General features: G+C 37.7%; 21 protein-coding genes. 17 read left to right on the forward strand and 4 right to left on the reverse strand.

Annotated elements, in window-relative coordinates; translation table 11 throughout:
- The first annotated feature begins 1 nt into the window (after position 1).
- From IGI58_RS10175 to IGI58_RS10230, 12 genes are all read left to right on the forward strand, one after another.
- Complete coding sequence (locus IGI58_RS10175) at positions 2 to 895, forward strand: hypothetical protein (RefSeq protein WP_429953513.1); 894 nt, start codon at positions 2 to 4, stop codon at positions 893 to 895.
- A gap of 33 nt (positions 896 to 928) precedes the next feature.
- A complete protein-coding gene (locus IGI58_RS10180) occupies positions 929 to 1378 on the forward strand; it encodes a PTS sugar transporter subunit IIA (RefSeq protein ID WP_429953512.1) in 450 nt (149 codons plus the stop codon).
- Between the two features lie 37 nt (positions 1379 to 1415).
- Positions 1416 to 2486 carry a mannonate dehydratase gene (gene uxuA / locus IGI58_RS10185; protein WP_225533421.1) on the forward strand — a complete coding sequence of 357 codons (1071 nt, stop codon included), beginning with the start codon at positions 1416 to 1418 and terminating at the stop codon, positions 2484 to 2486.
- Positions 2487 to 2507: 21 nt separating this feature from the next.
- A complete protein-coding gene (locus tag IGI58_RS10190; RefSeq protein ID WP_429953511.1) occupies positions 2508 to 3158 on the forward strand; it encodes a bifunctional 4-hydroxy-2-oxoglutarate aldolase/2-dehydro-3-deoxy-phosphogluconate aldolase in 651 nt (216 codons plus the stop codon).
- A gap of 225 nt (positions 3159 to 3383) precedes the next feature.
- Positions 3384 to 4310 carry a DUF4767 domain-containing protein gene (locus tag IGI58_RS10195; protein ID WP_429953510.1) on the forward strand — a complete coding sequence of 309 codons (927 nt, stop codon included), beginning with the start codon at positions 3384 to 3386 and terminating at the stop codon, positions 4308 to 4310.
- A gap of 45 nt (positions 4311 to 4355) precedes the next feature.
- Complete coding sequence (locus IGI58_RS10200) at positions 4356 to 5009, forward strand: DUF998 domain-containing protein (protein WP_429953509.1); 654 nt, start codon at positions 4356 to 4358, stop codon at positions 5007 to 5009.
- A 6-nt stretch (positions 5010 to 5015) separates the two neighbouring features.
- On the forward strand, positions 5016 to 5648 hold the full coding sequence (locus IGI58_RS10205) for a hypothetical protein (protein ID WP_429953508.1): 633 nt from the start codon (positions 5016 to 5018) through the stop codon (positions 5646 to 5648).
- A 115-nt stretch (positions 5649 to 5763) separates the two neighbouring features.
- Entirely contained in the window at positions 5764 to 6153 is a 390-nt protein-coding gene (locus IGI58_RS10210; protein WP_429953507.1) for a hypothetical protein, read from the forward strand.
- A 241-nt stretch (positions 6154 to 6394) separates the two neighbouring features.
- Complete coding sequence (locus IGI58_RS10215) at positions 6395 to 7708, forward strand: NCS2 family permease (protein ID WP_429953506.1); 1314 nt, start codon at positions 6395 to 6397, stop codon at positions 7706 to 7708.
- Positions 7709 to 7856: 148 nt separating this feature from the next.
- A complete protein-coding gene (locus IGI58_RS10220) occupies positions 7857 to 8225 on the forward strand; it encodes a MarR family winged helix-turn-helix transcriptional regulator (RefSeq protein ID WP_087640733.1) in 369 nt (122 codons plus the stop codon).
- 86 nt (positions 8226 to 8311) lie between these two features.
- A complete protein-coding gene (locus tag IGI58_RS10225) occupies positions 8312 to 9415 on the forward strand; it encodes an NADH-dependent flavin oxidoreductase (RefSeq protein ID WP_429953504.1) in 1104 nt (367 codons plus the stop codon).
- Positions 9416 to 9682: 267 nt separating this feature from the next.
- Positions 9683 to 9958: a hypothetical protein gene (locus tag IGI58_RS10230; protein ID WP_087640735.1), complete on the forward strand. Its 276-nt coding sequence runs from the start codon at positions 9683 to 9685 to the stop codon at positions 9956 to 9958.
- An 86-nt stretch (positions 9959 to 10044) separates the two neighbouring features.
- Here the strand turns inward: IGI58_RS10230 and IGI58_RS10235 are convergent, their stop codons facing one another.
- Positions 10045 to 11538: a helix-turn-helix domain-containing protein gene (locus tag IGI58_RS10235; protein WP_429953503.1), complete on the reverse strand. Its 1494-nt coding sequence runs from the start codon at positions 11536 to 11538 to the stop codon at positions 10045 to 10047.
- A 185-nt stretch (positions 11539 to 11723) separates the two neighbouring features.
- On the opposite strand from IGI58_RS10235, the gene IGI58_RS10240 reads away from it, so the two are divergent.
- From IGI58_RS10240 to IGI58_RS10260, 5 genes are all read left to right on the forward strand, one after another.
- Positions 11724 to 14807 (forward strand): hypothetical protein, encoded by a 3084-nt coding sequence (locus IGI58_RS10240; RefSeq protein WP_429953502.1) that lies wholly within the window; start codon positions 11724 to 11726, stop codon positions 14805 to 14807.
- Positions 14808 to 14995: 188 nt separating this feature from the next.
- Entirely contained in the window at positions 14996 to 16312 is a 1317-nt protein-coding gene (locus IGI58_RS10245) for a glycosyltransferase family 2 protein (RefSeq protein ID WP_225533431.1), read from the forward strand.
- Between the two features lie 774 nt (positions 16313 to 17086).
- Positions 17087 to 17446, forward strand: a complete 360-nt coding sequence (locus IGI58_RS10250) for a hypothetical protein (RefSeq protein ID WP_429953501.1) — start codon at positions 17087 to 17089, stop codon at positions 17444 to 17446.
- 56 nt (positions 17447 to 17502) lie between these two features.
- Positions 17503 to 18615, forward strand: coding sequence for a non-hydrolyzing UDP-N-acetylglucosamine 2-epimerase (wecB, locus tag IGI58_RS10255; protein WP_429953500.1), 1113 nt, complete (start codon positions 17503 to 17505; stop codon positions 18613 to 18615).
- A 130-nt stretch (positions 18616 to 18745) separates the two neighbouring features.
- Positions 18746 to 19948 carry an AbrB/MazE/SpoVT family DNA-binding domain-containing protein gene (locus tag IGI58_RS10260; RefSeq protein ID WP_429953499.1) on the forward strand — a complete coding sequence of 401 codons (1203 nt, stop codon included), beginning with the start codon at positions 18746 to 18748 and terminating at the stop codon, positions 19946 to 19948.
- A 179-nt stretch (positions 19949 to 20127) separates the two neighbouring features.
- On the opposite strand, the gene IGI58_RS10265 is transcribed toward IGI58_RS10260, so the two are convergent.
- The 3 genes from IGI58_RS10265 to IGI58_RS10275 form a co-directional block, all read right to left on the reverse strand.
- Entirely contained in the window at positions 20128 to 21459 is a 1332-nt protein-coding gene (locus IGI58_RS10265; protein WP_429952958.1) for an IS1182 family transposase, read from the reverse strand.
- 157 nt (positions 21460 to 21616) lie between these two features.
- Positions 21617 to 22477: a sce7725 family protein gene (locus IGI58_RS10270; RefSeq protein WP_429953498.1), complete on the reverse strand. Its 861-nt coding sequence runs from the start codon at positions 22475 to 22477 to the stop codon at positions 21617 to 21619.
- Positions 22477 to 23148, reverse strand: a complete 672-nt coding sequence (locus IGI58_RS10275) for a hypothetical protein (RefSeq protein WP_429953497.1) — start codon at positions 23146 to 23148, stop codon at positions 22477 to 22479. The genes IGI58_RS10270 and IGI58_RS10275 overlap by 1 nt, the downstream gene beginning before the upstream one ends.
- Between the last annotated feature and the right edge of the window lie 159 nt (positions 23149 to 23307).

Here is a 23307-nt window from a genome sequence, read left to right on the forward strand (position 1 = left end):
AGTGAATCATAAGATGGAACGAAACGATCAGCTGGAAGACTGGATTTTTCACTATCAGCACCTTAATAAAGTTAGACGGACAAAAAAGCAAAAGCAACGTTTTTTAGCTACATTAGTCACAGATATCGCTAAGCTGCGTGAAGATATTCAGGTGATCGAATATCAGCAAAAAAAACAGTATATTTCCAGCAATGTTTACGTCGGAAATATTGAAACAGCCGATCGGATCATTTGTACCTATTATGATACCCCTCTCAGAAGTTTTGGCTCTTATCAGCTATTTGATCGAACCAAGCAAAGACAGGCAACCGTTCGTTTCATTCTAGTCAGCTTGTCTTTGTTTTTACTACTGGGGCTGGTTACGACAGTCGTTTATATGAATAGCATGACAGAAGCGTTTCATTTAGGAAAACTTTCTACATGGGTGGCGATCCTGTGTTATGGCCTTTACTTTTTTCTGTTCAGTAAACTTGCCAAAGGACTCTCTAGTCGAAAAAACGCGGTTCGAAATACATCTTCTATTTTGGCATTAATAAGTCTGATTGCCGCACACACGAATTCTAAAACGGCATTTGCCTTTTTAGATGAAGGTTGTTTTGGTGATCAAGGATTAAATTTGCTGAAAGAAACGTGTCGATCGTCAGCGCAGATTTATTATTTAGATTGTGTCGGCAGTCAGGAAGAGCTTCATTTTATTGGTCAGCGAGTCACTGAAAAAGCAGAGCAGTCATTTATCACTCACCAAGGCAGTGATCCTAAAATCAGTTACATTTTCGGAGCCAAAGTAAGTGAAACGGGGCACGGAAAAAGATATTTTCTTGAGAAAGCTACATTGAATCAAAAGGAAATCGATCGAAATAAACTAAAACAACTCAAGGATTTTTTTACGAACTAAAGCAAAAAATCCTTTTTGAAAGGAGCCAAAAGAATGCTTGGAATCGTTATTGCGACACATGGTGCGCTAAGCACTGGTTTAAAAGATGCGGCTGAAGTAATCATGGGAGCTACTGAAAATATTGCTACAGTCAGCTTGAACCAAGGGGAAGACATTCAAAAACTTGGAGAAAAAATCAAACAGGCGATACAGCTTGTTGATCAAGGAAATGGCGTTGTTGTCTTCGTTGATTTAGTGAGTGCGAGCCCATACAATCAGGCACTGCTTACGATCAGAGAATTAGAAAAGGAAATGCAGGAAAAAGTCTATATCGTCAGCGGGGCTAATTTGCCGATGCTGCTTGAAACCATCAATCATCAGTTACTAGAGACGCCGATCGAACAGATTCCAGAAACAGTCATTGCACAAGGTGAAAATGGCTTAGGGATTTGGCATGTTTCGATGATTGAAACAAAAGCCGATGATGATGACGATGAGTTTTGATCAAATAAAAAGTCAAAAGAGTGGGAGATGAGGCACCATGAAGTGGGGATTTAGATGGTATGGTGAAAAAAAAGACACGATACCACTGCAGCATGTAACACAAATTCCAGGAATCAACGGAATTGTAGGGACACTGTTAAATAAACTGCCGGGAGATGTGTGGGCAGTCGATGAGATTCAGGAGTTGAAAAATTCTGTAGAAACAGGCGGATTAGAGTTACTAGGCATCGAAAGTGTTGCGATCCATGATTCGATCAAGGCTGGCACGGCTGATCGAGATCAATATATCGAAAATTATATCGAGACGATTCGTAATCTTTCTAAATGCGGCATAAAAATGGTTTGCTACAGTTTTAAACCGATTTTTGGCTGGGCAAAAACCTCTTTAGCCTATGAAAATAGCGATGGCAGTTTTTCTCTTGTTTATGATCAGGCTGTGGTCGATGGAATGGAGCCAAGTGAGATGTATAAGCTCATCCATAGCCAGTCAAAGGGCTTTAGTTTACCTGGCTGGGAAGAAGAACGGCTAAAGAAATTTGATGGACTGGTCAAAATTTATGAGGGTGTGACAGAAGAAGATTTATTTGAAAATCTAAAATACTTCCTGTTGAAAGTGATCCCTGTTTGTGAAGAGGCAGATGTCAGGTTAGCGATCCATCCGGACGATCCACCTTGGGAGATTTTCGGGTTTCCGCGTATTACCAAGAATTTATCAGATCTAAAAAGAATTATGGATATCATAGATTCTCCGTACAATGGAATCACGTTTTGCACGGGTTCTTTAGGCGCGGATCCAAACAATGATTTGGTTGAGATGATCCGTCAAGTTGGGCATCGAATCAATTTTGTTCATTTTCGTAATGTTGGCTTTATGGGTGAAAAGAAATTCAAAGAAACCGCACATTTAAGTACAGAAGGATCGCTGGATATGTATGCAATCATGAAGGCACTAGTAGAGGTTGGTTTTGATGGTGTCATTCGACCGGATCATGGACGAACCATATGGGGTGAAATTGCAATGCCGGGATATGGCTTATATGATCGGGCATTAGGGATCAGCTATTTACAAGGATTGCATGAGGCGATCATCAAAAATGAGCGTAATTAAGACAATGAAAGGGGCGGGCAAGTGGATAAAAGCATAACACAAGAGGTGTATCAGCAATTAACGAAAACGAAACTGCTGCCGCTGTATACGGCAACAGACAGTTGTTATTTGACAAAACTGGAAGAGATTTTACTTCAAAATGATATTCGTCTGATTGAAGTTACATTTCGAAGTCAGCTGGCATCAGAAGCAATCCAAACTTTAGCAGCATCTGGAAAGTTGATTGTGGGAGCGGGAACCGTTCGAACGCTCGAGCAAGCCAAAATAGCAGTTGCAAGCGGAGCAAAGTTCATTGTTTCACCCGCTATCGTTCCAGAGGTGATCGAGTATTGTTTACAAGAAGATATTCCCGTATTTCCGGGAACGGCTACTCCAGGAGATATTCAAAAAGCTTCAGAGTATGGTCTTAAGACCGTTAAATTTTTCCCAGCGGATGTTTATGGCGGTCTTCATGCGATCAAGGCGTTGAGTGGTCCGTTTTATGATATGACCTTTTTACCAACCGGCGGTATCGACAAGCACAATGTTCTTGAATACATCGCAAATGAGCATATCGTGGCTGTGGGTGGTTCATTCATTATCTCTGAACAATGCATAAAACAAGATGATGGTGTGACAGCGAATAATGAACTAAAGGCTCTAGTACAGAAAATAGCTGCAACTAAAAAATAAAAACCTGATTAAAATAAGACATAGAAAAGAGTTTGGGAGCAAAGTGTTTATCTCCTTTTGAAATAAGCTAGTCGTTAATTCTTAGAGTGCGAAACAAAACTGATTTTTAGGTTTGTCCGCACTCTTTTTTTGTCTGTGATTAAGCGTTACTTTCATTGGAAGTTTGGGTATAATTGTCAGTAAGATCAGACAGAAATATGGGGTAAAGGAAAAGGAGTAGAGCAAATGAAAAAGATTGCTTTGGGAGTTGTACTGCTGTTATTGGTTACGGGCTGTTCCGGCGGTAATGAGTCAAGTAAAGGAAAAACAAACGAAACAACGAGCAGCGTGAAAGCGTCAGCCTACGATTCAGCACTTGCGAAAGGAAAAGAAGCCTTGATCGAAAAGGATATGTCCAAGGCGCAAGCATCATTTCAATTAGCGCTGGAGTATAAAAAGGAAAAGGAAGCACAAGCCTTACTGAAACAGGTGAGTCTCTATAAAGAAGCAACTGAATCAAAAGAGGAAAAAGAATACGCAGCATCCTTAGAAAAATTAGCAGAGTTAAGTGAGATAAAAGGCGGATCAACGCTGTTCAAATCTTATATTCAGGAAATGATCAAAGAGCTAGCTAAAGAAAATACATACCCGATCGAATACAAGAAAAAAGAAGAAACAAAAGAAACCACTGAAAAAGTACAGGAGTCATCAAGCATAGAAGAGGCACAGAAAGTAGAGGCAAAGTCTGAACCCAATGTACCTTGGAATCAAGAGAAGCGGACAGAATTAGTTCAGTTCATGGCTAGTTGGGGTCAAAGTATGGATCAGTCTTATATAGAATATTCACCTAATATGCAGGTAAATTGGTATGGAATCAATTTTCCAAGTACATTTGCCAACAACAATATTGCGGTCAATGGCAGTCGAGCAGCTGTTCAATGGTCGGATAGCGGTCTCACAGATAATGTATACAATGTTGTAGCGATATACTCAGATATGGGAACAACAGGAGCGACGATGAATAACCATCTGTATCTATTTACGATTTTCAACGGTCAGCCAATAGTCTTGATTACACAACAAAATCAAGGGAATGCTGAGAATCTAGTTTATTTTACCACGACCCAAAACGCAGACTTGAATAGTGGGTTTGCTCAGATCGTCGGTGGATGAGCGTCTTTTAACAGGTGAGTGACAAAAGGAAGATGGAGGATAATAATGAGTCTTTTAAAAAAATTTGGCTGGTATTTTCTGCTATTGGGCGTAATCAGTGATTTCTTAACTCCCTATATTTTAGGTTTATTTTATCCAAAAATGAATCAGCTAACGATGGTGATCAGTGTTTTTGGCGATGTGAATAGTCCAGTTCGCCAAGCGTTTTTAGTTTGGTCAGTGATTTCCGGGATGTTTTTTGTTTTGGCATTGCCAGCAATCTATCAGAGATTTTCTGAGATCTCTAAGCCATTAGCACTTATAGTGACTGGTGCAGTAGGATTTTATGGAGTAGGCGATTGTATTTTTACTGGGTTGTTTAGTATAGATACGGAAAAAAGCGCTTGGACGTTTTCAACGTGGGTTCATAATATAGGTTCTGGGTTGGGGTATGCTGGGTTCTTATTGTTTCCTCTTTTTTTGATTCTTGTTTATAGAAAGCAAGGCAACAAAAAGCTTGTTCATTATTATTCATTTTTACTTGTACTCAGTTTAGTCAGTGCAGGGATCTACGGCCTTGCACGAATACCTGCTACCAATGAATTACCATTGTTGAATAAAATTGGTTTGTGCCAGCGAATTAGTTTCATTTTCAATTATCTACCATTAGCTATTTTGTCTATTCAGCAAATAAGAGACACTAAAGAAAAAGGAGAGTAAGAAAAGATGTCAGAGCGTCAATTAAAGAACACATGGAACAAGCGTTGGGGATTTATTAGCGTACTCAGTATCGCTATACTTGGGATAGCTGCTGGGTGTCAGAATCAAAAAGTGGATCAAGTAACGAAAGAAACAGCAAGTAGTGAAAATAGTACAGTTAGCTCTCAAAGCACTGCTCAAACATCCAGCAGTTTATCTAGTACCTCTGCGGAATCTACCACTACATTTGAAAGCTCAGAGCAGACAAGTGAAACAACGATGGCCGCTTCTGAAACGTCTGCACCAGTAGAGGAGCGGGCAAGTCAACCAGAGATCATAGAGAATCCTGTTACAGAAGAAGAGGTGACTGCATTTTATTCGAAATACAATCGATCAGATTATGCCCGCGCATTAGAGTTGGTTACAAGACTTTATGGATTCGATCCGGAAAGTGTGGAGGATCAACAATATATCCATGGAAATCTAATGACAATAGGACAACCAGTGCCAAACGGAGAATTTCCAGAAACTTCGACGGGAAGCGTGATGGGCGGAATGGCAGGAAGCTTAGTCTATAAAGGAAGTCCAGAATATGACGACCAGATGGGGACTAATTTTAGCGGTCAATATCCAAAAAATATTTTTGCAAAGGCGTATTAAAAGTACAAGTAGCTACTTTTTAAATCTATTAATTATCTTTTTTTTATAATTATGTTTTATTTTAAGATACGGTTTGATATAATGAAGTCTGGAATTAAAATTTAAGGAGGAACAAATGAAAAAAATTCTAGGGGTTATATCAGTATTTGTAATGTTGTTGGTTTTAGTAGCATGTGGAGGAAAAGCGGAAACGACGACGTTTACGCAATCACCTGTAGCTGGAACAGAAGTATCGATCATTGTTGAGCACAAAGGCGACAAGATCACTGGAGCATCAGCAAAAGCTGTCTTTGACAATGAAAAGCTGATGATCACAGATGAAGCCGCTTCTGAACAAGTAGTAGAAGCGTTTAAATCTTCTTCAAACTTAGAAGATGTGAAAGTGAAATACTCTAAAAAAGAGACAGTGATCACCTACGATGCACCTGCTGGCAGCGTAAAATCAGGAACTAGCTTCAAAGCTGGTGAAAAAGAATTAAAAGACATGGGCTTTGAGAAAAAATAGTCCTAAAATTGGTCAAAATATCAAAGAATCAGAGAGCTATTTAGGCTCTCTGGTTCTTTTTTTGAGGATGATATCGAAAAAAACAAATCCTATACTATTGTTCTAATGTTCGTCTTTCTTTTATTCTATACTTTTATATTTACTTATTCTTTCGTTTATTATATGATTAAACACGTTGTGTAATTCATAAAATGCATTTTTTACGAACATTTTATTGTTCAGATTTTTTAGGAGGATACGAATGAAAGAGAAAATTGTTTCCTATTTTGAGATTGAAAAATTAAATACAAGTATTAAGCGTGAAGTATTGGCTGGGTTTACGACATTTATTTCAATGGCTTATATCTTGTTCGTCAATCCGACCGTTTTAGGCGCTTCTGGTATGGATGAAGGAGCAGTATTTACTGCAACAGCTTTAGCTAGTGCTTTGGGGTGTATCTTGATGGGGATAGTAGCACGTTATCCAATAGCAACAGCTCCAGCACTTGGGATCAATGCGTTCTTTTCTTATTCTGTTTGTGTAGGAATGGGGATTCCTTGGGAAACAGCTTTAGCTGGTGTTTTTGTGGCATCACTGATTTTTATTTTGATTACAGTATTTAAATTACGCGAGCTGATCATTGATGCGATACCAGCAGATTTAAAATATGCCATTTCTGGTGGTATCGGCTTATTCATTGCGTTTCTTGGACTAAGTGAAGGCGGGATCATCGTGTCGAATGAATCGACGCTAGTTGCGTTAGGACCATTGAATATAGGAACGACTTGGCTGACGATTTTTGGTTTAGTTGTAACGGCGGTATTATTAGTTCGCCGTGTACCTGGCGGTATTTTTATCGGAATGGCAGCAACAACGATTTTAGGACTAATAACAGGTTTGATCCAAATGCCTGATAAACTGGTTTCAGGCGCACCTAGCTTAAAACCAACATTTTTAGTAGCTTTAAAGCATGTAGGTGATATTAATTCGATTCAATTGTGGGTCGTTGTTTTGACGTTTTTACTGGTTACTTTTTTTGATACAGCAGGTACACTTGTTGGATTGGCTAATCAGGCTGGTTTTATGAAAGACAACAAAATGCCTAGAGTAGGGAAAGCCTTAGCTGCAGATTCTACTGCGATGCTGGCAGGTTCGCTTTTGGGGACTTCTCCAGTTGGTGCTTATGTTGAGTCCTCTGCTGGTATTGCTGTAGGCGGTCGTTCAGGACTGACAGCCGTAACAACAGGGCTATTATTTATCGTTGGGTTATTTTTCTCACCATTGCTTTCAGTCGTGACCTCACAAGTAACTGCTCCGGCGCTGATCGTAGTGGGTGTTTTGATGGCTCAATCACTAAGTCAAATCAAATGGAAAGAAATGGAAATAGCGATTCCTTCCTTCTTGATCTTGTTGGGAATGCCCCTGACTTATAGCATTTCAGACGGGATCGCATTAGGGTTCATTTTTTACCCGATCACAATGATAGCTGCAAAACGCGGGAAAGAAGTTTCTCCGATCATGTATGCGTTGTTCTTTGTTTTTATTGGATTTATGTGGATTTTGAATGTGAAATAATAGTAAAAAGTCTGAGGCGAGACTGGGACCTAACTCTACGAGTTACTCCCAGTCTCTTTCAACCTTACTCTGACTTTTAATCTTTGACTTTTTAGACAAAAACAAGCAGAATAGGTTGTATTGAAAACTTTGAGTAAGGAGGGAGTACATGGAGACATCATTGATTTCTCAATGGTTGGATGAACGTGAGAAACAGTCTATAGCTGAAAAGCAGTTAGAGGAATTGTTAAAAAGGACCAATCATCTAACGCTTAGTGAATATTACGCGTTATATCAGCTAAATCGACATGGTAGTCGTATGCGCCAAAATGATTTAGGGAATTATTTATGTTTAAGTCAAAGTGCCTTGTCTCGTCTGATCGATCGGCTGGAGCAAAAAGAACCACAATTGATTGGAAAGAAGACCTGTACAGATGATAAACGTGGGGTATACATAGGAATAACAACTGCTGGAAAAAAACTTCTAACGTCGATCGAAAAGGATGTAGATGTTATTTTGAAGGAGTATTTCAGTTAGGAGACAAAACACTTGCATTTTAGTCTCCGTTCTTTTATTATAAATACATGCATGTGCATACAACTTTTTTAAGAGGAGAGAGAACAATGAATCATTTAGACGAAAAATTAACATTTAAACGAGGATTAACTTTAAAAAATAGAATCGTTATCGCCCCTATGACAACGAAAATGTCTTTTTTCGATGGAGTCGTTACAAATGATGAAATCGACTATTATGCATTACGTTCGGGTGAAGCCGGTGCGTTTATAACAGCGGCAGCTAATGTTCATGAAGGTGGTAAAGGCTGGGATGGTGAATTAGGTGTATATGATGATCGCTTTATTCCTGGTTTATCAAAATTAGCGGCAGCAATCAAAAAGAATGGAACCAAAGCTATTTTACAAATTTTTCACGGCGGTCGCATGACCGATTCTAAAGTACTACAAGGTGTTCAACCGGTGGCGCCAAGTGCAATCCCAGCAGAAAGACCAAATGCTGAAACACCAAGAGCTTTGGAAGAAGCGGAAATCTATGACATTTTAGAAGGATTTAAAAAAGCAACTGAGCGGGCTATCAAAGCAGGCTTTGATGGCGTGGAGATCCATGGAGCGAATACCTATTTGATTCAACAATTCTTTTCTCCTCATTCTAATCGACGGACAGATGATTGGGGCGGTTCATTAGAAAAACGGTTCAAATTTATCAATGAATTAGTCGATGGTGTGACTTCTGTTGTGGATCGATCAGGTGTCAAGGACTTTATTGTCGGCTATCGTTTTTCACCGGAAGAATATGAAGAGCCTGGCATTCGTTTAAGTGATACACTTTATTTAGTCGATCGATTAGCTGATAAACCGCTAGATTATTTGCATATGTCAAGCAATGATTATAAAAAAGTTTCTGTTAGTGAAGAGTTCAAGGAAAAGACGATTCTGACTTATATCAAAGAAACAGTCGGAGACCGAGTACCATTGATCGTAGCAGGTGATATTCGGACAAGAAAAGATGTTGAAACGGTATTAGAAACAACAGACTTAGTTGCTGTTGGTCGTGCTATTTTGATCGATCCGCATTGGACGCAAAAAATATTGGACGACAAAGAATCATTGATTCGAACAGAATTATCTCACTATGATCGAGAAGAATTAAGAATCAGCAATGGTGTCTGGGGCTTTTTACAAATGATGATGCCAGAACGATTGAAATAACAAGAAGATAAGACAAAGACGTTTAGGCTTGAGCGATCAGAATAAAGCAATTGCCGAAGAACCTGATTTTATGCCAACATTTATTAAGAGCCAGTGTCCGAACAAAACTGTTTTCTAGTTTTGTTCGGACACTTTTTTATAGAAAAAATAGATGAATCCATCAAGTTGAAGCAAAAATCAGTTGAGTATTTAAGCGTTTTCTAGTACAATTTATATATAAAGAAAAATATTTTTGTTGGCTAAAAAAATATTAGGAGGTACGGTGAAATGAGCAAAAACTATTTAAATTATGTCGGTGAAATCATTACAGATGTTGAATATCATGGCTTAGGAGAGCCAAAAGACTTTTTGGAAGTTCATATGGATGTTGAATTACCCTTTAGATTGTACTGTAGAACAGACGAGAAAGATTGGGAAGAAGTGACAGAAGCGCAGCGGCTTGAGTTGATCAGCCAATTAGAGGATACGAAATCCAAGTATTCTAAAAGTGATTATCGTTACTATACAATGGATTTTTATTTAGCAAGTTTAGGCGGATTGTGATAGGATTTGAATGAAAGCGTTTTATAATTTGTCTATAATAAGAAAAACTGTGTCGTTGATTCATGGAATCAGCTGCGCAGTTTTTTTTACTTCGTAAGGGATTTTTTTATCCGTAATTTTTTTAGTACTTGATTGAGCGTGAAAAAATCGTCAACAGAAAGGGTTGAATCAATATAGAGCACTTCTTTTTCCTCTAAGTCGATATTTTGAATCCTTGGCATCGAGCTGGTAATAATAACTAAATCACTTGGTTGATCACTTTGTGTATTAAATGAAATATTATACCAATTCGTAAACATGTTACTGATCGTATCTTTTATGATCTTTTCTGAAAAATCAGGTAGATCACTTTCGAAGTAAATACGAATCACGGGTTCAAAAACAGTCAAAGATGCAAAGGTTGAAAAGAGCAGTATATACCGCATATGCAATGTATCTTTTTCTTGGAACAAGGGCAGGTCAGTTGTTTTAGCCAGCTCCTCAATGAATGCGTAAAGTTTTTTGGAAAGTGTTGGAAAGCTTTCTTTAGCCTCTTGATTGATATCGACACCGCTAATCCCTAATTTAAAACTCTTGAATATATCTGCAAATAGATGACTGGACAAAAGAAAGCCATACGTTTTTTGTTTTGTACGTTCATCTAATGTAAAACCAAAGTATTCTTGCATTCTAGAGAAAAAAAGCTCCGTGGCTAAAAATGCTTGAGTCTGATTGTTTTGATGTGCGGTGATGATTTGTGAACCGATCTCATTGAAATCGTAGGTTTTCACGAAAGTTTGAAGAATCAAATAAAAGAAATTGAGCTCATCCTTCGGCAAAAAATAATCTTGTAGAACTTTTCCTGAATCAAAAGGAGCATTCGTTGGAATATAAGGATCCCAACTTTCTTGCCAAGTTATCGAGTTTCCCAAGTGATAACGGATGATTGTGATCGTAAAAATATAGGTCAGCAGTCGTTTATCTGTTTCATTGATCGAAGCTCCGCTTATTCCGTGATGCGTCAAAAAAGCATCGATCGTCTTTACGATCTTCTTTTCATCAATAGTTGGAAATGGCCAAGTATTTCCTTTGTACGTGATCCAAAAAGCCATCAGTGAATACATCCGTATTTGAGCTTCATCACCTGTCAGTACATAGTTATTATTCTTATAGGCAATCGAAATATCGTGCTCAGCGACAATAGATTTAAAGGTTCGAATTTTTCTGCGGATCGTTGATTCGCTAATAAAAAGCTCTTGTTCTAATTGGGCCAAACTACAAGGCTGATTAAAAAATAGGCGTTTCATCAATTTGACCGCCAAAGTGTTTTCTATAATAAATAATTTGAATTTCACTAAAGAAAGTTCATCTTTCTTTTCCAAAAAAATGCCTTTGCTTTTATTGATATGGATAGTGATGCCGTCATTAAAGCTGGTTGCATCTGAATCAAGTTCTTTACAATATTTTAAAATGGTTTTTTTTTCGATCGAAATCATCATAGAGAGATTTTCAGAACTAAACCAGGTCGAGGCGTTACCGATAATTGTTAAAAGTTCCAGTTTGATTCGTGTTCCGTTATCAAAAATAGGTGAATGATTCAAAGGTATTTCCTCTTTTCAGTTAATTATGTTTGGTAATGCTACAGTATAATGAAATTTTTTATTTTAGCAAGTAAAACAGGTTAAGATCAAAATGTTCGTTTAATCAACTGTCATTTTTGACCTCCATTGTACGATGCTATCTCCTATAATGAGTTTGTGAAAATGAGAGAAGTGGAGGAGCAGAAATGAGTAAAAAAAGACGTTTCTATACAAAAGTATTTACCAAACAAACATGCTTGATGATTGCAGTTATAGGTTCTTTATTTTATAGTACGCATCATTTAGCAAAAGAAATGGAAAATTCACAAACAAACGAAAAAAAATTAAATGAGACAGCAAAAGAGCAAAACGATTTTCAACCAATAGCTACATCTATTCTAGAAAAACAAGATGATTCGATTCCTTATGCAAATTTGAATACAGGTTTCAGAGATTCATTTCAAGAATTGAGTGCTAATGAAGATGTATTACATATTCAAACAAAAGGAAAATCTTCATTCAGTGCAGGTGTCAGCGCGCAATACAAGCAAGAGATCTTTTTGGACAAAGAAATCACCGCTGAGTTTTTTAGCACGCCCGGATTTGAAAAATATATTCGTGGAACGGTCACGCGTCCCAGTGGTTTAGGAAGTGCAAAAAAATCTATCGAAAAGGATGTCTGGGGGAAAAAAGTATCATTATTTAATTCTGAGACGATGAATTACGAAGAAGACGGAAAGAAAATCGTGTATAAAACACCGAATTATACAACAAGCTTAAGCTCTGTAACGATCGAAACAGATCTATTCATCGATTTAGGAAAATGGCGTAAAGAGACAGGCCGTCTAGTAGAAAGAGAAAATGATTATGTCATTCGCTCACGTACCAGCTCTGCTGACTGGTTGACGATTGGCGGCAAAGGCTCGATCGTTTCTGTAGTCAACGGAGAAAGTATTCTTGATTCATGGATCGAAAATCCTGTCGAAGAGACAACTTTATATCGATTGGAAGAAGAGCCTGCCTATTTTTATGGGAATGGACTACAAGATGAGCGCAATGAGCATCCTACAACCTATTCTGTCGAATTGCTAGTAAATGGCGAAGTATATAAAGAGTTAGCGATGAAAGAAGATGGCAGCTGGGAATTCGATTTTGGCGACTATCTAGCAGATAACGATGTGGTTTCTGCTAAAGTCAAAGGAGTAGAAAAAAATACGAATGGCAATGGCATCATCAATGTAAAATACTCAGATGAGCGATTTGCTGTGAATGAAACAGACATCATTTCATGGGAAGATTGGGAAGTGGCTGCACCGGTAATCAATCAAGCGCATGAAGATGAGTTTATTATTCAAGGCTCAACACCAAACCAAAATCATCAATTGAATCGGTCGTACAAATTGCTTGTAACACTTAATGGAAAAACAATTTACGAAAAAGAAAATCTCAAAGATGACACAGATATTTTGATTCCTTATATAAAAGGATTATCGAAAGGAGACAAGGTCGAAGCAACGATCATCGGCTTTGAAGACGGGAAAGCAGATAAAACTAGTACTGTAACAGAAATGATCGTAGGGTCAGAAAATGAGGACGACTATGATGAGTGGGAAGTTTTTGCTCCAGTGCTAGCAAACGCAACACTTCATGAAAATGCAACGAAGATCAAAGGGCAGGTGCCGGTACAAAATCGTACAGCTCAGCGTTATTATGATTTATTGATCTATGTGAATGATGAACTAGTTTCTGAACAGTCCGCAATCGATGTTTCTTTAAAACCATATGTATTTGAGACAAGTGTACGATCATTGAATGTAGATGACAAAGTAATCGCTAAAGTGGTTGGACATCAAGATGATAAAGACGACAAATCAGCCGAAACAGAGGCAGTTATAGTTGATAGTACAGATTACCAAAAATGGCAGGTCAATGCACCGATTTTAAATGAAGTAACAGATACTGACCGTGTGCTGACAGGCGAAATCGGCGAACAAGATAGAAGCTATGAACGTACCTATAAAATTGAAACCAAGATCAATGGTGAAAGGTTATCCGAAATCGACGTCGAGCCTGGACAAAAGTTTGAAGTAGAATTACCAGCAGATGTAAAGCTTGCAGCCGGGGATAAAATTACAGCTACCGTGATAGGTAAACAGCCACAAAGAGCGGATAAGTCTAGTGATACAACTACTCAGATCGTTGAAGATGCGACACATTATGAGGAATGGATCGTAAATGAAGCCACGCTTGAAACGATATATGAACATGAGCATCAATTAAAAGGCCATATTTCTCTGCAAGACACAGAATTTGGTCGGACCTATGATTTACTAGCAAGAGTCAATGGAATAGAAGTAGCATCAAGTACTGTCTTTTCTGATACGGATTATTCATTGACACTGGCAGACGAGGTCGATCTAAAAGAAAATGATGTTGTGACGGTTCAAATCATCGGGCATCAAAAAGATATGGCAGATAAGACAAGTGAGCAGACAGAGTTGACTGTAGCAAAAAAAGAGTATCCGACAACATCAAAATTTGAACGAGGATATTGGGAAGATTATGGACTAGTCTACGAAGGACTTGTTGAAAATGACGGGTGGGATCTATCGGATTCTACACGTATCACTAAGACTGTCAGCTTAGTCGAAGCTGATTCAGGAAATAGAATCGAAGGCATTACTGCCCAAAATACAGATTGGTATCAATCTGGTAGATACAATGGGTATCAATTCATTATCGATAACGATATTCTTGGCCAAATGTCACAAGGTAGATATACCCTTTATATGACAGTAATGTTGGACGGTATAACACTTGATGAAACAGAATTAACGTTAGACCAAAAGATTTCCCGGATGGGTGCGATTCATGATGATTATGCTGAGTTGGAACAAGTTGTGATCAAAGGAAATATCGTAAAACCGGAAGTTTGGAATCAGCGACCAAGTATTTCGATCATCAAAAATGAGAACACAGATATCGAACTACTCAATAAGTATTGGAATAAACAAAATCAGCTGGTATTTGAAGGGTATTTCAAAACGGAGCTGGATTTCAGTAAGACTGAAAAACAGCTAGAAATCATGGATAAATCTGGAACAGTCGTGTATAAAAAAGAAGCACTTTCCGCAGCTCCGACTTCTTGGGGCTTACCAACAGGAGTTTCCGATGATGTGTCATTTCAAGCGATCATCCCTCAGGAATTCACTGATCAAGCAAGTTATTCTTATCGAGTGATCGTTGAGGATCAAGAAGGCAACCGATTACTTCATTCAGCGATCGATTAAAAGAACAAAGCTCATGTTGTTAGTACTGGTTTATTCAATTGAACGTGAATCAGGTCAGCTTTTTCAAAGACATTGCACTGATGCAGTGAAAAAAGCTGTCCTAATTCACGTTCATAGTGATCAGTAAACAATCGAACCATCGATTGTTAGTAAGCTGTCAAACGAGTTTAAAACAGAAAGGAGCAACCATGTTTACTTTACCCAATTACCTATTTTTACCGTTAAAATGGGTGTGTCTCGTTTTAGTGTTCATTGTTTTTATGAACTTGATTTACTTTACCTGCTTGTCCTTTTTTGGATTAAGAAAACCTAAAAGAGATTATCCGATCGTATCAGATCAGAAAAAATTTGTTTTTGTTGTTCCGGCCCATAATGAAGAAGCTGTGATCGCGCAAACGATCGAAAGTATGCTGCAGCAAAATTACGCCAAAGAATTATTTGATATTGTGATCATCGCTGACAATTGTACAGATCAAACGGCGGACATCGTCAAAGCTTACGGTAATGTAGGACTTCTCGAAAACCAATCCGCAGCAGATGAGCCGAGAGGGAAGCCGCATGCAATTGCAAAATACATTGAGACAGGTCATTGGAGAAAGTATGATCATATGGCTTTCATCGATGCAGACAATATTGTCAGTAGAAATTTTTTAAGAGAAATGAACAGCCAATTAACGGCACATCCAGAGTTTTCCGTGATCCAAGGATATCTTGGCATCAAAAATGTAGCCACTTCATTGACTGCATCGGGCTATGCTGCTGTTTACTTTATAACCAATCGAGCAGTGCAGTATGCGAATTATCGTTTAGGCTGGAATGCAGCGATCGGCGGGACTGGTTTTGTTTTGGACACAGACTATCTAGCAGAAAGAGGCTGGAATCCTCGAAGTTATACAGAAGATTTTGAATTACAGGTAGAATTGTCGATGGCTGGCAGACGCAGCGGTTGGAATCACTTTGCCGTTGTTTATGATGAAAAACCTAATTCGTTTAAGGCAAGCCACACTCAGCGTACACGTTGGGCGCAAGGTCATTGGTTTGTAGCTTTTTCGACAACACTGAAGCAACTTGGAACGATCGTAAAATCGGCTTCCCTGACAGAGTTATTGAGCAAAATAGAAACACTGTTTTATTCATATTCTATGGTTCGGCCAGTTGCCTTCTTATTTATAGGATTAGCAGTCTGTATCGATCACCGTTTGATCGGCTATCTTCCCCATTTATTATCGCTGCTTTATTTTTGGTTGACGATCGAATGTTTTAATTTTTTGATCATTCCATGTACCTATTTTTTTCAAGAAGCTAAACCTTATTTCAAACAGAAAAAGACGTTACTGGCTAAATGTCAGCTTCTTTTCAGATTAGTTGTCGGTTTCATTTGGAATTCTGTAACCTATATGCTTGCACAAGTTGTCGGCTTTTGTACATGGTTCAGACCACAGAATAATTGGAAAAAAACAGTGCACACAATGAATGTAGATGAGTCATTAGAAAAGGAGTGGTAATTATGAGAGCTATTTCTTCCCCAAAGAATAAGTTGAACGTACTTTTTATCGGTACGATCACAGTCGTTTTAGTTTTTTTCTTTTTGACGGTATGAAGGTAAAGTAACTAGTATTTTTGAATGATGTACAAAGCGTTTTGAATAGAGAGAGGAAAAATGAGTGCTTTTACTATTTATGGTCGTTGGATTAAGTATATTATTCTATAAAAATAAATCAATTTTTTATAGAATCCTCAAAGATATCATATTCGCAACAATTTTGAGTCTACTATTCATTTGTTTACTTGACTATCAAGCAGATTTACTTCATTTTTCAAAGAATGGCGACTCTTTATCTGCTGTCATTGATTCTTTACAAGCACAGCATGTGATTGATGAAAGAATAAGCCTTGATCATTTTTTCAGATCAGTCAAGCTATGAAAGCTATAGAGAAAAAATTATTTCTAATAAACATAAAAGATGGATATAATTATAATAAAAAAAGACAGCCGTTTTCTGATCGGCTGTCTTTTTTTATCTAAGATCTAGTATGAAAGCAACATGTGCTTACCATGCTAAGGTGATTATAACGAATATAATGCACTTATTTTTACCATTTTTGATGAATGTGACTGGGCTGAATTTGATAGAATTTAAGTGATAATTACTTTGCTGATTTAGAATTTTTCTTTTTATAGACGATATCCAGTCTACTTGTTTTGTGCTAAACAGAAAATGCTGTAGGAACGTCGATAGTCATTCATGTAAAAACATTCAAAAGGAGAATGATAATAGATGATTTTAATGAAGCGGATTCTACGTTCTATCATCACTTTTTTCAAAAGAAACCGATTTGTTGATCAGATGGTGAAAAGTCTAGTATTTACTGCTTTATTAATGATTTTATTGGGTGGGCTAATGTATTTTCAAATAAGTCTGTTTATTCAACCCTGCAAGTTTAATAAACAGACTGAAGAGGAAAATATTCTATTCCAATCGCTTGATTTTACTTTAGTTGACCGACAATTGTTATTTGAGGCGAAGGAAGTTCAGGGTGGAAAAGCGAAGCTAAGCAAATCTTTGAAGCAGGTAGAAAAATGTATCAATAACATGGAAGTTTTTTTCCACGGTCATGCTCCGCCAAATAAAAAGTGAAAAAGTAATGCATTTCTGTTTCTTTGTAGAATAGAAAGTCTAGAGGAGAGAGTAGGATGGTAAAATTAAAAGTAATGGTTGCTTTCAGTACAAAAGCAGAAGCACTAAAACTGCTGCCTGTAGTCAGCGAGATGAAAAAATACCCAGAAGACTTTTTATCTGTTGTTATTACAGCTAGTTCGCCAAAAGAAGAGTTGAAACAGATAATGGACTATTTTTCTGTAGTTCCTAAGTATGAGCTATTGATCGAAGATGATGAAACACGTATGCAAAATGTTTCAACTGTTTTGTCCAAGTTCGCGCCGATTTTGATAAAAGAGCAACCGGATGTCCTGTTGATCAACGGTGAAACGACAACAACGATGGCCATGAGTTTAGCAGCTTTCTATCATAAGATCAGAGTAGGACATGTTGGCGCTGGCCTTAGAACTTGGCAGAAGTATATGCCGTTTCCAGAGGAGATCAATCGCCAGGTGACAGATGTTTTGACCGATTTTTATTTTGTGTCAACGGACATGAATCGCTACAATTTACTTTTAGAAAATCATGAAGACTCAGCGATTTTTATTACGGGCAATACTGCCGCTGCTTTAGCAGAACAACAGAGTCCAACTGACTTTCATCATCCGATCGTAGAAAATATAAAAATCAAGGGGAAAAAAATTCTTCTATTCACAATGGATGAAAAAGAAAATTTAGGAAAGCCTATGGAACGGACATTTAAAGGAATCAGACAGATTGCAGAACAATATAGTGAACTGCTGGAAGTCATTTTTCCACTGCCTCTTGATTCCTTTGCACAAGAAAGAGCCAAGTATTATTTTGCAACTATAGACAATGTTCATTTATTTACTCCGCTGGAAGTTAAGTTTCATTATTATTTGATGGCCAATGCGTATATCATTATCACAGATTCCGGTACCATTCAGGAGGTTGCCCCTACACTTGGCGTACCAGTTCTTGTTTTACGAGATATAACAGAACGGCCGGAAGGTATTAAATTGGGTGCTTCAAAACTGATTGGAACAAGTACTGCAGATGTCAGAAGGGAATTACAATTTTTGCTTGATCATCCGTTTGAATATCAAAAAATGGCGGAAGTGCTCAATCCTTATGGGGATAAACGGGGAGCAGAGAGGATCATCAATATTTTAAAGCGTAAAATTTAGCTCAGATAAAAAATGGAATGAGAGCAGTATAAAACTTTCCCAGTCTAGCATTCATTTTGATTGCTTTTATCCTTGAGGACACTATAATAATGATGAAACCTATTATAGTGTGATTGATGGAGGGAACAGCATGGAAGAAGAACGATTTAGTATTACTTTACCTGAAAAAGTAGTCAAAGAATTTCAATTACAAGAAGAATCAGATGTAACATTGAGAATCGACGAACAAAAAATCTTGATCGAGCCGACGGTAAAAGCGGCAGGGGATCAAACGATTTCGCTTCGCTGGTTTTTGATCCCAACGCTAATTACAAGTCTGCTCTTTTTTATTTATTTCTTTATTTCAAATACGACTCAAATTGCATTAGTTGGCCCTTATTCTATTGCAAACTTTATTCTTTCCCTAGGTGTAGCAAGTGGTGTGATCAGCTTTTTAGTATTTTTTATAAAAGGTAAACGGAATCAGGTAGCGACAAAATCTAAGAATATCTATTGGCGTAATTTTCCAGCAATTTTATTATCTTTTATTGTTATTCTAGTATTTTCATTATTGGTTTTTTTCAAAGTGATCGGACTGGTTTTTATTGGTGCTACCTTTGATAAATATACGGCAACGATGATTTTTCTTGTTTTTGTCGGGATGGTCAACTATTTTATGATTTATTCTGCTTTGTCTATTACTCTTTCTAAATTAACCAATCTGCTGATTTTTGTAATTGTTGGCGGGGTGCTGCTTGCGATGATCACGAATCGTGATCATCAATGGTGGCAGTATAATTTTAGCTTTTTAGGAACAATGGAAGCAACAAAGCGTTGGCAGTTTAATGTTACCTTGATGTTTTCAGCGCTATTGATGGTCGCTTTGATCGATACATTATTTGTTGAACTACAAAAAGCGATTCCCCACAGCAAGCGTCTAACTATTTTACGAATTCTTTTGACATTGACTGCGTTAGATCTTGGCGCCGTAGGATTATTTCCGTATACTGAAACAGGTCCTTTCCAAGGGGTTCATAATCAAGTAGCTGGCTATCTTGTGTATTTGATCATCATTTTGATTATCGGTATCAAGTGGCTGCTGCCAAGTGTCTCAAAAGAATTTCTTACATTTTCTTATTTGATCGTAGCTGTCTTAGTAGTTGTCTGTGTATTGTTTCAAGGGATGCATTATCTATCACTTACGGCTTTTGAGTTATTAGCATTTATGATCGCATTCAGTTGGATCGTATTGCTCCTTCAAAATCTACAGAAAATGGTCAGAAATAGCAACAATATCTTTACTATCAAAATCAAGCGGCAAACAGAAAAGTTATCTGAAGATTCTAATTCTTAATAAGCGGTGCCCAAAAGTCAGAGCCTTCAATAATTTAGCCAAAAAAAGAACTATACAAAAAAGTGTATGGTTCAGACTGTAGACAAATACGTTTAGGTTTCTAGAAATAGAAATTCTGAACGTATTTTTTATTTATTTCTGAAAAAAGAGCAAAAAAAGAAAGGTTCTCGCCCTTTTCTTTAGCCCCATAGGGCTAACTTTTTCAAATTCATGGCAGCAAAAATCAGCCGCGTATGGACAGCGACTTTTTCTAAGGTTCGATACTTTGTCCAGCGCATTCCGTGTTTTTCTTTGGCATCCGCAAAAACTCGCTCAATTGTTTCTTTTCGTTTGCCATAAGTTTCTCGATTAAACGCGGTATGTCGAAGATGTTCCGCTTCTTCTAAGCCCTTTTTCCAAACATGACGTGTGATGACCTTTTGGTGGCTTTCACTCCGTGTGCATTGCGTTAATTGAGGACAGTTTTGGCAAATATAACTTTTGGATTTATACTCACGATATCCTTCTCGAGTAATGGTGGAAAAAGACAATACTCTATTTTCTGGGCATAAGTAACAGTCGTAGTATTCATCATAAACAAATTGTTTTTTAGGGAGTAGCGTTCGATCGCCACGAGGTCTTGTATAAGGGAGAACAGGGCGAAGATTTCTCCGTCGGAGAAATTCTACAAAAGTAGCTGTTTTATACCCAGCATCTGCCGCAACAGCACGTACTTTGGGAAATTTGTGACAAACGGTTTTCACTAAATTCGGAGCCACTTGACTGTCATGAAGGTTTCCGGGGGTAACAATAACATCTAGAATAAAGCCGTGTTCATCACAAGCTGTATGAGCAGAATAAGCAAATTGTTTCTCTCGTTCCCCTTTTACATAATAACCACTTTCAGGATCAACTTTACTTATTTTCCGTTCTTTCAACTCACTTTCTGTTGGGAAAATAAAAGGACGCTTTCCTGCCTTGATGCGTTCCTCGTTAATTTCTTTCTCTAATTCTGATTGATAGGCCTTAGCTTCAATATGGGTCATTTCTCTAGTAAAATGGTGCTTGTTTGCATTGGCTTTGATATGAGTAGAATCCATATAGAGAACATCTTCCGTAACCATCCGAGCTTTGACAGCTTGTTCCAGTATGTAGGCAAAGATATCTTCAAAGAGTGTGGTCTCTCGAAAGCGGCGAACATAGTTTTTTCCAAAGGTAGAGAAATGTGGAATGGTTTCATTGAAATCGTAGCCTAAAAACCAACGATAAGCGACATTCGTGTCTATTTCTTTTATGGTTTGACGCATGGAACGGATACCAAAGAGATATTGAATGAAGACGATTTTGACTAAAACCACAGGATCAATACTTGGTCGACCTAAGGTCGAATAAGTTGATTCAACAATTGGATAAATGAAGGTAAAATCGATTGCTTTATCTACTTTTCGAATCAAGTGATCTGTTGGGACAAGTTCTTCCAAGGAAATCATCATGTACTGATCTCTGCCATTCATTGGGTGTTTTGTCATCATTTTTCCCACTCTCCTTTAAAACGTTTTCATACGTTAAGTATAAAAGAAAAAACTGTAGACGTCATCCCTTTTTTAGGACTTTGTCTACAGTCTGAACCATACAAAAAAGTGTATGGTTCTTTTTTTGTTAATCGCTCATTTTTAAGCATCTTTTATCTCAGCCTCTTTCCAAGTAGCGGGACATCAGCTCCATATGGTGCATCACCGCTGCTTTTCGCATAACGCCCATTCCAGGAAATTTTTCTGCAGAAAAAGCGTCAAGAAGTAGTGTGAATCCCAACGTTGTCTCTCCGCCGCATAATTGCTCTTTCAAGCAAAGCAGTTGCTCCATGAGGTCAAAAAATTGTTCTTTTTGAGAAAGCTCTTCATTAGTCGATAGAAAGTGGTGAATCCTCAGCACTTCTTTTTCAAAATAAACCAAATGCAAACTTAAATACTTTGACGGATAACTTTGTTCATAGTAAATTCGACTGTCGATTGAAAAGTCACTAAAGCCGTCAAATCCTCTTTTACGGAAGGTCAAGTGAGTGGTCGAAAATAATTCATCTGGGCATTCTTGGTAAAATTCTGATCGAGGTAGACGGGTATAAACATCTTGAGAAAGAATCTTGGGTCCTTGAATTTTTTGCAGCAGCCGGAATTCTTCTGGAATCAAGATGGGAATCTGATTATTTTGCCAGTCACTTTCAAGGATAGGCGTCGCTCGCTCGGCGATGAACAACTCAGCACTATGTTGAAATGTCTCGATTGGCTGGTCGATAATTGAAGCTTTAGGTGCAGAAAGGGTATCCAAATACTCCGCACCTGTTAGTGTTAAAAAATCACCAGCTTGAGGATTCTGAACGATAAAAAACGGATGCTTCCTTTTTTGGATTTCTACCAAAAATTTTTTTAAAGTTGCCGAATTTTTGACTGGATCGATGATCGGCACAATTTTTTTTGAGAGTCGTTGATCGATCAAAAGAGTTGTCAGAGCGAGTAGATCAAATTGTTTGCCACGAAAATAAGGATAATACATCATCGTTCCTCCAATAGACGCTGCTCTAATTGAAAATAAGCTGTTCGAGTTGCCTCTAATTCTTCTTTTAATGCTTCAATTGCCTGATTAGAAATATCCTCTGAAAAACGATCATAAAAATTTATTCTCCCGCCAAAAAGATCATAGTCGGGTTGCCTTTTTTTCAGCTCTTTGTATAATTGATCAGTTGAGAAAACGCGAAGCCCTCTAGCGGTCTGTTTCGCTTTGCCGACTTCTCTCGCCTGTGCTGTGATCAGACGGAAGAGTAGTTCTTGTTCGGTCACAAGAAGTTCTTGTCTTTGCGGCTTTTTTTCAATTGTAAAATATCCTGGAAGTACCTGTTCTTCAGCGGAACTATATGGATGATAAACCATTGCTCCGATCGATTTTGGAATCTCTGTTTTGACTTTTTCAAAAAGTGTTTCTGGCAAGACGAAATAGTTGTAGTGACCGATAAAGGACAGCTTTGCTTTTGAACGAAAGTCTGCCTTGCTCGCTTTTAACTCGTAGCAACGCCATTCGAATTGTTTGTCTGATGAAAGGCGGCAGCTAAGGGTATCGACGATTCCTTGATCATCGGGCATAGTCACCTCTTCTACGACGACATCACCGTTTTCCCGGCAATAATAATATAAGGTTTCTTCCATTTGAATGGTTAAAGATGTTTTCATAGGTGCTCCTTTGGTGCTTTTCTACTACTATAAAACATACGTTCGTTTATTTAAAGTGTTTTATTCACTTTTTTGAAAATCAAGATTGATTTTTATTTTTGATATTTTAAATAAAATAACGATTTTTTTTATATAAAAATAAGAGGGGTATAATTTGTA

The organism is Enterococcus sp. AZ020 (assembly GCF_050499205.1).
Classification (GTDB): Bacteria; Bacillota; Bacilli; order Lactobacillales; family Enterococcaceae; genus Enterococcus_L; species Enterococcus_L dunnyi.